The sequence below is a fragment of the Acidisoma silvae genome, assembly GCF_020618775.1.
Classification (GTDB): Bacteria; Pseudomonadota; Alphaproteobacteria; order Acetobacterales; family Acetobacteraceae; genus Acidisoma; species Acidisoma silvae.
In genome coordinates, this window is record NZ_JAESVB010000030.1 from 14,541 (window position 1) to 27,640 (window position 13,100).

Annotated in this window: 14 protein-coding genes and 1 pseudogene; 8 read left to right on the plus strand and 7 right to left on the minus strand. The window is 56.5% G+C overall.

Going from position 1 to position 13,100, the window contains the following annotated elements:
- Nucleotides 1-6 precede the first annotated feature (6 nt).
- The gene (locus ASILVAE211_RS24450; RefSeq protein WP_227323982.1) at nt 7-1,647 is read left to right on the plus strand and encodes a GMC family oxidoreductase; all 1,641 of its coding nucleotides are present in this window, start codon (nt 7-9) and stop codon (nt 1,645-1,647) included.
- Here ASILVAE211_RS24450 and ASILVAE211_RS24455 read toward each other — a convergent pair.
- The 6 genes from ASILVAE211_RS24455 to ASILVAE211_RS24480 all read right to left on the minus strand — a co-directional run bounded on the left by ASILVAE211_RS24455 (nt 1,644) and on the right by ASILVAE211_RS24480 (nt 5,903).
- Entirely contained in the window at nt 1,644-2,351 is a 708-nt protein-coding gene (locus tag ASILVAE211_RS24455; protein ID WP_227323983.1) for an MgtC/SapB family protein, read from the minus strand. The two genes, ASILVAE211_RS24450 and ASILVAE211_RS24455, sit on opposite strands and share 4 nt — an antisense overlap.
- A 12-nt stretch (nt 2,352-2,363) precedes the next feature.
- Nucleotides 2,364-2,675: a plasmid stabilization protein gene (locus tag ASILVAE211_RS24460; RefSeq protein WP_227323984.1), complete on the minus strand. Its 312-nt coding sequence runs from the start codon at nt 2,673-2,675 to the stop codon at nt 2,364-2,366.
- A gap of 86 nt (nt 2,676-2,761) precedes the next feature.
- The gene (locus tag ASILVAE211_RS24465; protein WP_227323985.1) at nt 2,762-2,983 is read right to left on the minus strand and encodes a hypervirulence associated TUDOR domain-containing protein; all 222 of its coding nucleotides are present in this window, start codon (nt 2,981-2,983) and stop codon (nt 2,762-2,764) included.
- Complete coding sequence (locus tag ASILVAE211_RS24470) at nt 2,980-3,876, minus strand: SDR family oxidoreductase (RefSeq protein WP_227323986.1); 897 nt, start codon at nt 3,874-3,876, stop codon at nt 2,980-2,982. The genes ASILVAE211_RS24465 and ASILVAE211_RS24470 overlap by 4 nt, the downstream gene beginning before the upstream one ends.
- A gap of 563 nt (nt 3,877-4,439) precedes the next feature.
- A complete protein-coding gene (locus ASILVAE211_RS24475) occupies nt 4,440-5,513 on the minus strand; it encodes a catalase family protein (RefSeq protein WP_227323987.1) in 1,074 nt (357 codons plus the stop codon).
- A 150-nt stretch (nt 5,514-5,663) separates the two neighbouring features.
- Nucleotides 5,664-5,903, minus strand: coding sequence for a hypothetical protein (locus ASILVAE211_RS24480; RefSeq protein ID WP_227323988.1), 240 nt, complete (start codon nt 5,901-5,903; stop codon nt 5,664-5,666).
- A 125-nt stretch (nt 5,904-6,028) separates the two neighbouring features.
- Between ASILVAE211_RS24480 and ASILVAE211_RS24485 the strand changes: the two genes are divergently transcribed.
- The 5 genes from ASILVAE211_RS24485 to ASILVAE211_RS24505 all read left to right on the plus strand — a co-directional run bounded on the left by ASILVAE211_RS24485 (nt 6,029) and on the right by ASILVAE211_RS24505 (nt 11,134).
- A complete protein-coding gene (locus ASILVAE211_RS24485) occupies nt 6,029-8,317 on the plus strand; it encodes an FdhF/YdeP family oxidoreductase (protein ID WP_227323989.1) in 2,289 nt (762 codons plus the stop codon).
- A gap of 160 nt (nt 8,318-8,477) precedes the next feature.
- Entirely contained in the window at nt 8,478-9,299 is an 822-nt protein-coding gene (locus tag ASILVAE211_RS24490) for an alpha/beta fold hydrolase (protein WP_227323990.1), read from the plus strand.
- Nucleotides 9,300-9,354: 55 nt separating this feature from the next.
- Nucleotides 9,355-9,651, plus strand: a complete 297-nt coding sequence (locus ASILVAE211_RS24495) for an alcohol dehydrogenase catalytic domain-containing protein (protein ID WP_227323991.1) — start codon at nt 9,355-9,357, stop codon at nt 9,649-9,651.
- A gap of 59 nt (nt 9,652-9,710) precedes the next feature.
- The gene (locus tag ASILVAE211_RS24500; protein WP_227323992.1) at nt 9,711-10,493 is read left to right on the plus strand and encodes a zinc-binding dehydrogenase; all 783 of its coding nucleotides are present in this window, start codon (nt 9,711-9,713) and stop codon (nt 10,491-10,493) included.
- A gap of 83 nt (nt 10,494-10,576) precedes the next feature.
- Nucleotides 10,577-11,134, plus strand: a complete 558-nt coding sequence (locus ASILVAE211_RS24505) for a hypothetical protein (protein ID WP_227323993.1) — start codon at nt 10,577-10,579, stop codon at nt 11,132-11,134.
- Between the two features lie 54 nt (nt 11,135-11,188).
- On the opposite strand, the pseudogene ASILVAE211_RS24510 reads toward ASILVAE211_RS24505, so the two are convergent.
- Nucleotides 11,189-11,794: pseudogene (locus ASILVAE211_RS24510) on the minus strand (LysR substrate-binding domain-containing protein).
- Between the two features lie 31 nt (nt 11,795-11,825).
- Between ASILVAE211_RS24510 and ASILVAE211_RS26430 the strand changes: the two are divergent.
- Entirely contained in the window at nt 11,826-12,380 is a 555-nt protein-coding gene (locus ASILVAE211_RS26430) for an HWE histidine kinase domain-containing protein (protein ID WP_227323994.1), read from the plus strand.
- A 496-nt stretch (nt 12,381-12,876) separates the two neighbouring features.
- A partial coding sequence (locus ASILVAE211_RS24520; RefSeq protein ID WP_227323995.1) for a response regulator occupies nt 12,877-13,100 on the plus strand: 224 nt, incomplete at its 3' end.

A 13,100-nucleotide genomic window follows, 5' to 3' on the forward strand; every position in this document is an offset into this window, starting at 1 on the left:
CCGTTTTTGTCTGATCCTTTTGCCGCGCCGCGTGCCATCGGCGGCCGTGCGCCGGACGTCATGAAGGCGGGCGGCTGGCTGCCCATGAAGCAGCATGACAACAATGAGGAAGTCGATTTCGTCGTCATCGGCACCGGTGCCGGCGGTGGACCGCTCATCGCGCGTCTGGCCGAGCAGGGATTTTCGGTCATCGGTTTCGATGCCGGCGCCTATTTCCGCCCGCTGGAAGATTTCGCCTCCGACGAGATCGAGCAGCAGAAGCTCTACTGGCTGGATGAGCGGATCATCGACGGCGCCAATCCCATCCGCATGGGCGGCAAAAACAGCGGCAAGGCGGTGGGCGGCAGCACCGTGCATTTCGCCATGGTGTCGCTGCGCTTTCGCCCGGAATGGTTCAAGTCGCACAGTTTGCTCGGCTATGGCGCAGATTGGCCGCTCGATTGGCGGGAGATGTGGGATTACTACGCTCGCGCCGAAAAGGCGCTGAGCATTTCAGGCCCAGTCCGTTATCCTTGGGGGCCGAAACGCCCGCGCTATCCTTATCGCGCGCATGAGCTGAACGGCGCCGCCGAAATTCTCGCCCGTGGCGCGGAAGCGATGGGCTATCAATGGACGGCGACGCCGCTGGCCACCGTCTCCGCGCCGCATGGCGATTCACCGCCCTGCGTCTATCGCGGCTTCTGCCGATTTGGCTGCTCAACTAATGCGAAGCAAAGCCAGCTCGTTACCTTTATTCCACGTGGCATCGCGGCCGGCGCCGAGATCCGCGATCTGGCCATGGTCGGCCGTATCGAGACCGGACCGGACGGACGCGCGACCGGCGTGCATTATCATCGCGAGGGGCGCTGGCGGTTTCAGAAGGCGCGCAACGTCATTGTGGCCGGCTATGCGATCGAGACGCCCAGGCTGCTGCTGGCGTCCGCCAATGACCGCTATCCGGACGGCCTCGCCAATAGTTCCGGTCTCGTCGGCAAAAATTTGATGACGCAGTCTAATCAGGCGGTGTTCGGCGTGATGGATAAGGAGGTGCGGTGGAATAAGGGTCCGCCGTCGCTCAGCATCACCGAGCATTGGAACTACGAGGATCGCAAGGATTTCCACGGCGGCTATTGCTGGATGGCGCAAGGCCCCTTGCCGGTGGAATGGGCGACGATCGTCGCCGGGTCCCGTAAGCGTTGGGGCGCGCCGCTACGGGAGGAGATGATGCGCTACAATCATCAGGTCGGTCTGAAGATGGTGGGGGAAATGCTGCCGGATGAGCGCAACCGCGTGACCCTGACGGACGAGGTTGATCAATACGGCCTGCGCATTCCACGCATCACCTATAGCTGGGGCGATAACGACAAGGCGTTGATCCAGCACGCTTTGGGCGAGATGGAGCGGAGCCTCGACCTCGTGGGGGCGAAGGACATCTTCCGACAGGAGGATGACACCAACCATCTGGCAGGAACGGCGCGCATGGGCAGCGACGCGCGCAGCAGTGTCGTGAATGCCGATTGCCGCAGCTGGGACATTCCCAATCTCTGGATCTGCGACGGCTCTATTTTTCCGACCATGGGCGGGGTCAATCCGTCGCTGACGATTACCGCGATTTCTCTCCGCACGGCGGATCGCATCAAGGCCCTGGCGAAGCGTGGCGAACTTTAGGCGTGGCTTTCCGAGGTCATCTCGAAGGACAAAATACGGTATCGTGCGGCGATGATGGTCAACAACTCAGGAGGAAGATCGTCTTTATCCCGCTGTATCCAGCCGATTTCGTATTCCAGTTGAACCGCCGATCGGTCTTCCGACAGGCGCTGGGCATAGAACCTCGCGTGATAGCCTTGCGCCGCCAGAAGGCCCGGTAGTGTTCCCGATGCCTCCGTAGAATCCGGGGATTGAATAATGAGATGCGCTTTCCGCTCTCGGGGCAATCTGGTTTCGATTCGCCTCAAAGCGGCCAGAGTGAAGACAACCAGGATAGTCGTCGTGATCCCCAGGGTGACCTGGCCGCCACCGAAGCAGAGGCCAATGACGGTCACGACCCAAAGGGTCGCCGCAGTGGTTACACCCGTGATAAGGTCACCGCGGCGCAGAATGGCGCCACCACCGATAAAGCCGACGCCGGTCAAAATCCCCAGCGGAAGGCGCATCAGGTCCATTGTGGCGAAAGAGCCTGCCGTCTTGCCATCGACGGGGAGCAGGATATTGGCTTGCATCATGGCGACGGCAGCGGCCAGCCCGACTAGGATAGTCGTCCGAAAACCCACTGCATGGCCACGCGCGCCACGGTCGAAGCCGATAACGCCGGAGGCAACCATCGTCAAGAGCAGGCGTGTGGCGGCGTCCATCCAGGTGATGTGAAGTGGCATGCTGTGGGACCGCTAACCCTTGGACGACGCGTTTCGCTTGCGTGTTGCGGCTGCCTTGCGAGCGGCGGCCGATCGGCCCGCTTTCGGTCGTGCAGCGGAGGCTGAGCCACCAAGCTTGCCACCTTTGGGCGACGAGGCATGTGAGACAGGGTGGCCCACGCCCGAGCCGCTTTTCTTACCGCCGCCATCTTCCTTGTTGACGGTCGCCCAAGCGCGCCGCTCGGCTTCGTTTTCGGACACACCGCGGCTTTCGTAGCTTTCAGCGATATGGGCCGCTTTGTGAGCCTGTTTGTCCGTATAGGACGACTTGTCACCACGAGGCATCAACTGTCTCCAGGTTTTCCGCCCAAAGTTCGCGGGCAACTGCCGACTGGATTATGACTTTATGCGGTCCAGTTCAGCCAGCGCGGTCAAATTTTCTTCAATTCTTTAGGCCTGTGGGCGGCCTGTTTTCCCGACTTGTCACTTTCGACGATATATTGCGGGTGAGACACCGACGCCTTCACCTTATGGCTTTTAATATGGGTGTGAGAAGTCTGCTTTTTTGCTACGGTTCCGCGGGTTTCACCCTGACTGGTGTTCCAAGTTACCGAATCGCCGGGCTCGAAACTGCGCGACGGATGTCCCGTCATGAGATCGGGTTTCCACCAGTCACGCCATAGACCTCCCCAGTCACGTAGCTGGATTCCTGCGAGGCGAGCAACACGTAGACCGGAGCTAGTTCAGCCGGCTGGCCAGGTCGCTTCATGGGGACTTCACTGCCGAAATCCGGAATATTTTTGGCGGGTTGGCCACCTGAAGACTGCAGTGGCGTCCAGACTGGGCCAGGCGCCACAGCATTTACGCGGATGCCCTTGCTGACGACCTGCTTGGCAAGGGCATGTGTAAAGGCCGTGATTGCCGCTTTAGTCGGCGCATAATCAAGCAGCATCGGGGAGGGACTATAGCTTTGAATAGATGTCGTGTTAATGATCGTGGCACCCGCTGGCATATGCGGCAATACCGCTTTGCAAAGCCAAAACATGGCAAAGACATTCGTGCGGAAGGTCGCTTCGAACTGCTCGGTCGTCAGGTCCGATATAGCCTCAACGGCCGTCTGCTTGCCTGCGACATTGACCAATATGTCTATCCCGCCGAGTGCTGAGAGCGATTGCGCGACGAGGTGCTTGCAGAAATCTTTGTCCTGAATGTCCCCCGGCAAGGCAGCTACCTTTACGCCGGCTTCCTTTGCCAATTGAACGACTTCCTGCGCATCCGCTTCCTCTGAAGGAAGGTAATTAAGCACGACATCAGCGCCTTCTCGTGCGAAAGCGATCGCAACCGCACGGCCAATACCGCTATCCGCGCCCGTGATAAGCGCTTTGCGCCCTGCAAGGCGCCCGAATCCCCTATAACTGCTCTCGCCATGATCAGGTTTGGGCACCATATCCCTGGCCAGACCGGGGGGAGTTTGAGGCTGATCTTCGAACTTCGGCTGGGGATACTGGATCGGTGGATCCTGCATCGCATATTGGTTCGTCATCATGCACTATTCCAATCTTTCGCCGTGCCACATCATTCCGTCTGGTCATTCGCATGTTTGGCTAAATGCCTGATGGTCGATGCTCATGCGCCCCCGGATTACCCAATCCAACTCTATGGATTGGTTGTGGTCTTATTCTGCTTGGCCTGACCGCCGGCTTTGACGCCGCTTGCCGCCGACATACCACCTCCGGATGTTCCATTTGTTGGTGATGTCGAATTCCCTGTCGTGGTTCCGAGGCTCCCGTCTGTTGTCGCACCCGGCACGGCAGAGTTTTGCGTTGCAGGCGGCTTATCCGATCCGTTGCCACTGCTCTGCGCAAATGCGGCGAGCGGAGTTGCAAGGATTGCGGTAGCGACAGTCAACTGGATGATACGCATCTCGAAGGTCTCCCACAGATTGCCAATGACAGCAGGTTAGGTTGAAGCGCCCGGCCCTGCGATCAACCCAAAAGGCTGTCACATTTGTGAGTGAAATTGCGCCGTCACGTCGGCATTCAGCAAAATCCGCTGCCGTCGTTGTCCAGAGCAAGCCATTCGCTTGCTCTGGCGGCAACTGACGCTTGATTACGAAGTAGTCGGCTCGTGGAATGGGCAGCCATTGAACTTCTGCCGGAAGTCAGCGGAATGCTGATAAGTCTCACGCCTTGCTCGATTGATGTTTCCCAAGGGCTGATGCGCAGCCAGACCGGTCCAAATGCTGAAGCGCATTCCATCATCAATATTCTTCACTTCCGTATCACTCCAGCTATCCTGAGCGGGGATTGTCAGGAGCGCGACACGGACAAACGGCGCCTCATCTTCTTTCCATTCGACAGTGGGGTCTTCGATGGGTTGCCGTTCGAGGTCCCGGCAAAGCTGAACTCGAAATTCCCAAACTCCGCTGAAGCTCTTCATATCCTGTTGAACGGTCTCACGAATGGCATCGGGCCAGTCTTTCGCGTCAATCTTTGTCCCGGTCAGAGCTGTCAATTCGGGTGACAGAGGAGCGACGCTGAATTTCGCGACATAGTCGCCGAACCTGAAGGGTGTGACGCTGTAATAGGTTTCGCCCAAAGGATTGACGTTTGGCGCGCCGCCAAGCGACTGGACCTTTGGGCTTGAGATTCCGACCGATGTCAGGACGGTGTTTACGCCGGTCAAAACCGCCGACAAAACCTCCTTCGTGCCCTCCATCCTGTCGGTCGTCTTTGCCAGCAGCTTGAGATTGGACAGGAATTTGTCAGCGGTCTTGGCCTGAAAGATAGGTCCATTGACCATGACAAAGTCCTGCGTGTTGCCTTCCGCCCCAGCAAGCCGTTCCCCCTCGACGTCACAGATCTTCAACGCCATCCCTCGTGGCAGCGCGATCGCATCGGGAAGAATATCTCCGGCATTCGTCGAAAGACGGATGAAGGCTTTGTGCTGACCAGGCTTACCGAACAGACCTTGGGCAAGTTCCGGTGGCAAATTGCCATCGACCAAAAGCTCACCCTCAAGCACTGCATGCGCTTTGGCATGTACCGCACGAACGGCATGGTGATAGTCCTCTGCTGTTCGCGTCAGGATCGTGTCGAACGTGGCGTTCAGATCCTGAACGACCTTGTCCTCGTCGTCAGAAAACGTCTCCAAATCACGAGAGAAGCGAATGGCGGCTGCCATGAGTGTTGTCCCTACAGATGTTTGTTGACAACATTTGGGGATTGCGCTGCGTAATTCCGTAGAAGATTCGTCGCAGAATGGGTCGAGCCGTTCACGTTATCAAAGATGGCGGCAGCTAAAAAAGAAAGGCTGACCGGAGGGTGGCGTTTTTTAGATTTTCCGAAGCTTCCGCTCAGCCTTGGCGCGTACCACAGCGATGGCAAACCCAAGCGTCAAAGCGCAGATTGCTGACTTCCCCGGATGTTCCCTGACTGTTTGACTTGCCTGATAGCCAGCATTTTCGACTGCCGTCGCCCAGGCAATGGCCAATGGCAATATGGCCTGACTGATAAAGCGATGCGTTTGCCCTGGACCGGGTGACGCGTCCTTTGAGTCGATTGACTGGGCCATGAGCTGCTCCTGTACGAGTATTTATATTGGTGCCTTGGAAGTTTGGGCAAGCACGTCCCTTGCTGGCATCTGGTCGGGGCCCCATCTCTCGCGGGGAATTCCCGGAGGAACACGCGGTGCGATCAGTGGCTCATAAGGCCTACACGGGACCGTCAGGTGGTTGGGGTTCGGTAAAGTCGCTAGGCACCATCCTCAATCGCGAAGGCGCTCTCCTAAGTGGTCCTCTGGTTTTGGAGCGCCAGAACAAAGTCGACGGATTTCAGTGCGTGAGCTGTGCCTGGCCTAAGCCCGCCAAACCTCTTCCCTTTGAGTTTTGCGAAAATGGCGCCAAAGCGACAGCCTGGGAGATAACAACCCATCGCGCAACGCCAGCATTCTTTCAGACACACACGGTCTCAAAAATGCTCGGATGGGCCGACTACGATCTGGAACAGGCTGGGCGCATCACGCAACCTCTTCGCTACGATTCTGCAAGCGATCGCTATCTTGAGGTGTCCTGGGCTGAGGCGTTTGCGGATATCGGAAAACGCCTTCAAGGCGTCCAAGACCGGGAGAAAGTGGTCTTTTACTCCTCCGGCAGGACGTCCAACGAGGCGAGCTATATCTACGGTCTCTTTGCCCGCCTATTCGGGAATAACAATCTGCCCGACAGTTCGAACATGTGTCACGAGACCACGTCGGTGGCTTTGCCGGAAAGCATCGGCGTGCCGGTGGGCACGACGATCCTCGAGGATTTCGCCAAGTGCGATTGCCTGTTCTTCTTTGGCCAGAACGCGGGAAGCAACAGCCCCCGCATGCTGCATGAGCTGGAAGATGCCAGTAAGCGCGGCGTGCCAATCATCTCCTACAATCCGCTGAAAGAGCGCGGGCTGGAGCGGTTCACTAATCCGCAGTCTCCCGCCGAAATGTTGACGCTGCATGAGACCCGCATCAGCAGCCAGTATCATCAGGTAAAAGCGGGGGGTGACCTTGCGGCTCTCACCGGCATCTGCAAACGGCTTTTCGAGATGGACGATGAGGCACGCAGATCGGGCGGTCAACCCATCTTTGACGACGCGTTTATTCGCGACCACACCCACGGCTTTGAAACATTCGTGGATTGGCTTCGGCATCAGATTTGGGAAGACCTAGAGCAAGAGTCTGGCTTATCTCGCTCAGCCTTCGCTGCAACGGCGGCTGTATACGCGAAGTCGACCGCCGCCATGGCGATTTATGGGATGGGGCTGACCCAGCACCGCGCTGGCGTTCAGACCATCCAGATGCTCGTCAATCTCCTGCTGCTGAAGGGCAATATTGGCAAGGAAGGTGCGGGAATATGCCCTGTTCGAGGACACTCCAATGTCCAGGGCCAACGCACGGTCGGCATCACCGAAAAGCCTGAGCTTGTGCCTTTCGACAAGTTGAAAACCCAATACGGCTTCGAACCGCCAGAGAAGACAGGTCTTAACACCGTCGAAGTGGTTGAAGAATTATTGGCTGGGAAGCTGGCGGCGTTCATCGGCCTCGGCGGCAATTTCGCGCGGGCCATTCCTGACCAGGGGCGTACCGATCGGTGTTGGGGCGGCTTGGATTTGACGGTCCATATCACCACGAAGTTGAACCGCTCGCACCTTCTGCCTGGCAAGGTCTCATACATTTTGCCGGTTTTGGGGAGGACAGAGATCGACAAGCGGGAAACCGGCCCCCAAGCGTTGTCTATGGAAGACAGTACCTCCTGCATCCACGGGTCACGAGGCGTCCGGCCACCGGCGGGCAAGCATCTCAAGAGCGAGGTCGAAGTCGTGGCGCAGATAGCTATGGCAACGCTTGACCATAATCCGAAGGTTCCTTGGGAGGGATGGATGGCCGATTACACCACTATCCGAGCCTCGATTGGCGAAACCTACCCAGAGAACTTTTATGACTATGACCGTCGCATGTGGGAGCCCGGCGGCTTTCACCGTAAACTTCCGGCGCGTGACCGAGAATGGAAAACCAAAACTGGCAAAGCCAATTTCATCACACCCAAAGGTTTGGACGAGGACAGCGACCTAAAGAAACGCGGTCCGGATGCGCTGCGTCTCATCACGCTTCGGAGCAACGACCAGTTCAATACGACCATTTACGGGTATTCAGACCGGTTTCGCGGGATAGAGGGCACGCGCATGGTCGTATTCATGAACCGTGATGACATTGCCCGCTTCGGGCTTGCCGAAGGCGAAGAAATCACCATGGTCACCCAATCCAATGACGGCCATCATAGGGAAGCATCAGGATTCCAGGTCGTTCCTTACGACATTCCTTCCGGTTGTATTGGTGCCTATTATCCTGAGACGAATTTGCTTCTTCCGATTGGGCATTACGCTGAAGGCAGTAAGACGCCTGCAGCGAAATCTATTCCCATCACGATAAAACGTGGGCTGGTAGCGGCTTAGGAATCAACTGCTGCTCTTTTTCGCTTGATTCGCCTGGTCACAATGCCTGTTGTGACCATCACGTCGGAGCGAGGGCTATCGGCTAAGGAAGCTTCCGCACCAAGCTAGGTAAGTCGCCGATATTTGGTGATTTTATAAATCCGAGCTGCGGGAGAATTCTATGCCCTATGTTGAGACGCGTGACGGCGTCAATCTGCACGTCAAAGATACCGGAACCGGCAAGCCGGTCGTTCTCATCCACGGCTGGCCCCTGACCGGAGATATGTTCGAATATCAAACGCTGGCGCTGCTTGAGGCTGGCTATCGTGTCATCACTTATGACCGAAGGGGCTTTGGCCAGTCGGGACACCCCGTCGGCCTCTATGATTATGACACGCTCGCGGACGATCTAGCGGCGGTGTTGGAAGATAGAGACGTGCATGGCGCAACCTTGGTCGGCTTCTCCATGGGCGGCGGCGAAGTCGCTCGATATCTGCAGCGGCATGGTCGAGGACGCGTAGCTAAAGCCGCGCTCATTTCCTCTGTTGTTCCCTATCTCCTCAATGATGCCAGCAACCCGGAGGGCGTCAATGAGTCTATCTTCGATGAGATGAAGGCGAATATCCGCCAGGACCGATTTGAGTTTCTCCAGACATTTGCAAAGCAGTTTTATGGTATTGGCCTCGTTTCCCGGCCTGTCAGCTCCGCATTGCTGGAGTGGACCTTCCAACTTGCCGTCATGGCAAGCCCCAAGGCGACCCTCGAATGTGTCGATGCTTTCGGCAAGACGGATTTCCGTGGCGACATGGCATCCTTCACGATACCGACACTGATTATTCACGGTACGGCCGATAAGACAGTGCCGATAGACGTGAGCGGCCGCGCCGCGGCTGCCGCCATTCCCCATGCGACTTTCATCGAATACGAGGGCGAACCGCATGGTTTGCACGCGACGGCCCCGGATCGTCTATCGAACGATCTTCTCAATTTTATCGGGCTCTGACTGCGCTGTCGTCATTCTTCCCGATGTCGGCGTCACCTATGCAAGGACATGGCCCATGAAAGCAGTTGTTTATAACGGCCCCAAGGACGTTTCCGTCTCCACTATTGACGATCCGAAAATCGAAAAGCCGACCGACGCCATCATTCGACTGACGACGACCAATATCTGTGGATCCGATCTCCACATGTATGAAGGTCGGACAAGCTTCGAGAAAGGCAAAGTGTTCGGGCATGAGAACCTTGGCGTAGTAGTCGAGGTGGGTGCTGGCGTGGAACAAATCAAAAAAGGTGACCGCGTCTGTATGCCCTTCAACGTCGGTTGCGGCTTTTGTGAAACTGCGAGCGCGGTCTGACAGGATTTTGTCTGACGACTAACCCAGGAACAGCCGGTGCCGCATATGGTTTCGCAGAGATGGGTCCCTGGCAGGGTGGTCAGGCCGAGTTTTTGCGGGTGCCTTTTGCTGACTTCAACTGCCTCAAATTGCCGGAAGATGCCGCGGAAAAAGAAGACGATTATGTCATGCTATCCGACATCTTCCCGACAGGGTGGCACGCGACTGAATTGGCTGGATTGCAGCCTGGTGAAAGCATCGCGGTTTATGGCGCTGGTCCTGTTGGCCTGCTGGCGGCGCATTCTGCCATGATCAGAGGCGCCTCGCAGGTTTTTGTCGTCGATGCTCATGACGACCGACTAAAATTGGCCGAGATGCTTGGCGCTATCCCCATCGACATGCGCCACGATGACCCGGTCAAGCAAATTTTGGACAAGACGAATGGCCTCGGGACAGACCGAGGCTGCGAATGCGTCGGCTACCAGTGTTGCGATCGCCACGGCAAGGAGCGGAATAACTTTACGATGAACTCGCTGGTCCAGAGCACTCGGGCGACCGGCGGTATCGGGGTGGTGGACGTCTTTGTGGCGGAAGATCCGAATGCTGCGGATGACCTTCAAAAGGAAGGCAAGATGGCCTTCGATTTCGGTGCCTATTGGTTCAAGGGTCAGAAAATCGGGACCGGTCAATGTAACGTTAAAGCCTACAGCAGGCGGCTCATGAATCTGATTCAGCACGGGCGAGCCAAACCTTCCCAGATCATCTCGCACAGGCTGCCTCTCGCCGACGCGCCTGCGGCCTATAAGCATTTTGATTCAAGGGACGATGGCTGGACCAAGGTGGTGCTCAAACCCGCCGCCTAAACGGAGACCTTCTCTTTTTTCGATAACCTTAGGGAATAGTTCTGTATAGCTCTTCTCCAAGCCGATCAGGCAAGGATAAGCAATTGAGCAGTTGGCGCGTTGGGACTGATGTTCCTTTGTCTGTATCCTGGACAAGCGAGCAATCGTTCGACCTCAAAGAGTCATCAGAATTTCCGGGGTGGGTCGATCTTGTCCAGCAGGAATGCCAAGGCAAAGGCGATCCCAAATTTGCAACGCTTCATGTCAGCCGACAGCGCCGTGCCATGCACCGCCACCTATGTCATGTTTGCGGACGTCAAACACTGGCGCGCGATCGCTATATCTTCCCGCTGGTCACAGGCGGCTTCGTGACGCTCGGTGACGAGACTATGCGCTACGCGAGCACTGTGCCTTCCGTTCATCTCGACTGCGCAAAAAAAGCTCAGAAGCTGTGCCCGCATATACACCAGTCGATGAACGATCCGGTTCCTTTTCCCAGTGAAGAAACCGATTTACACCCGAGACCCAATGTGCCCGCTGGCATGGAAGAGCTCGAAAAAACACTTCCGCGCGGGCTGAAAGTGGTCTTCAGCAGCGTGCGTGTTTTTGGGCCTCGATTTAGTCGGCGGATTGCCAGGCTTAGAAACGATGCACCGATTTGAATTTGCGTTCTTGGTTAAGTCGCATTCATGCTTCAAACACTGGATCCAAATTTGTCACGCTCTCTCAGAAAGGCGCGCTTTCAAACGCAGCGTGACAAAGTCCGGTAAAGCACGCAGCTTCAGCGGCAGATACTCTCTCGAAGCTCTGACGAGGCTGATCGGAAGCATTTCTCGCTTGAAGTCCGGCAACACCGAAACCAGGGTGCCATCCCGGAAGTCCTGCGCGACATGATGAGAAAAGACTAAGACAATTCTCATACCCTCGTTCGCCGCCTCACACGCAGCGTCCGTCGAATTGACAATGAGGCGATAGCGAACCGATATCTAGACACCGTCGGCAAGGCTCCAAAAACCTAAACCGGTAAAACCCTCAACGCCGATGCAGTCGTGTCCGACAAGATCCCCGGGTGTTAACGGAACACCTCGAATTTGGAGATATCCTGGGCTGGCTGCAACGACACGACTGACTGTGCCGACGCGCGTAGCGATCATGGTGCTGCCCGGCAGGTTTCCGACGCGAAGCGCTGCATCGATACCTTCCTCGGTCAGATTGACCTGTCGGTTACTAAGCGTCAGACGAGTGTCAAAGCAGGACAGACTAAAATCGTCACTGGCACCATTGCCGACATCACCGAGCGAAAGCTGTCGGATTTGCGGCAAGCTGGCCTTCTAGTGCTGGGCGACGAACTGCGTGACTTTCGTACAGCACTACAAGGCTCATACTGTCGCTGCACGCGTGCTTGGCACGGTCCTTGACGGTATGCGCAGCGGATATGCCACCATCGACAGCAATGCCGGAATTTTTAAAGTCGAGCACGACTGGACGCACGATGCTTTAGACAGCATCGTTGGCGAATATACCCTCCCCCACTTTTCCAAGAGCCTCGCTCGCCTCAAGAGAGGCTCCGCCATCACGATTTATGATCTGAAGGACGAAAGCTGGGCCGAGAACGAGGCCCACCACTATCGCGGCATCGGCACGGCGGCAGTCATTCAAGCCCCCGTCATCTATCAGTGCCAATTGATGGGCATTATGTTTGTTCATAATGCATCGCTGCGCCGAGGGACCGACAGCGAGGTTAGTTTTTGCAAGGCTGTGGCCGATCGGACGTACGCTGCTCTCGCCAAATTGCGAGCGGAACAGGACGAACGTGTTATCAACGAAGAACTCAGCTACCGTCTCAAGAACACCCTGGCTGTCGTGCAGGCCATCGCGTTACAGACCATTCGCAGCAGCACGGACTAAGCGGCGCTCAAGGAATTTGTGGATCGCCTGATCAGCCTCGGTAAAGTTCACGAAATTCTTTTACGGAAAAAACTGGCCTCGCGCACGGATAGTTGCGGCCATCAATGGGGCTCTGTCTCTTCACGCTTCTCCGGAACAACTTGATATCCCGGTTCGGATATAAACCTTGGAGCTAAGGCAGTATTATCGCTGACATTGCTGCTCCATAAGTTGGCGACAAATGCTTCTAAATATGGCGCCTTGTCGCAAGCAAATGGTCAAGTGACATTGGTTTGGTCTATTGACCATTCGAGAGAACAACCGTTCTTCACTTTGCGATGGCGGGAACGTGGCGGCCCGCCTGTCGAGCAGCCGCGGAGACGAGAGTTCGGGTCGCGTCTGATTCGAATGGGCCTTGCAGGCAAAGGAGATGTAACGATGACTTACGCCCAAGAGGGTCTGACCGCGGAATTCCGTGCTCCGTTGTCGGCCATGACCAGCGACGAGGGGCGATAAGATGGCATCCTCGCAACCACCAAGCAAACCAATCGTATTGATCGTCGAAGACGAAGCGATTCTTCGTTTTAGCGCCATCGATATTTTTGAGGGCGCTGGTTTTGAAGTTCTTGAAGCCTGGGATGCGGATAGCGCGATAGATATACTGTCGGCACGCTTGGACATTGGCCTGGTGTTCACCGACGTCGAGATCTTGGGTCCCATGGACGGCTTGAGGCTGGCTGC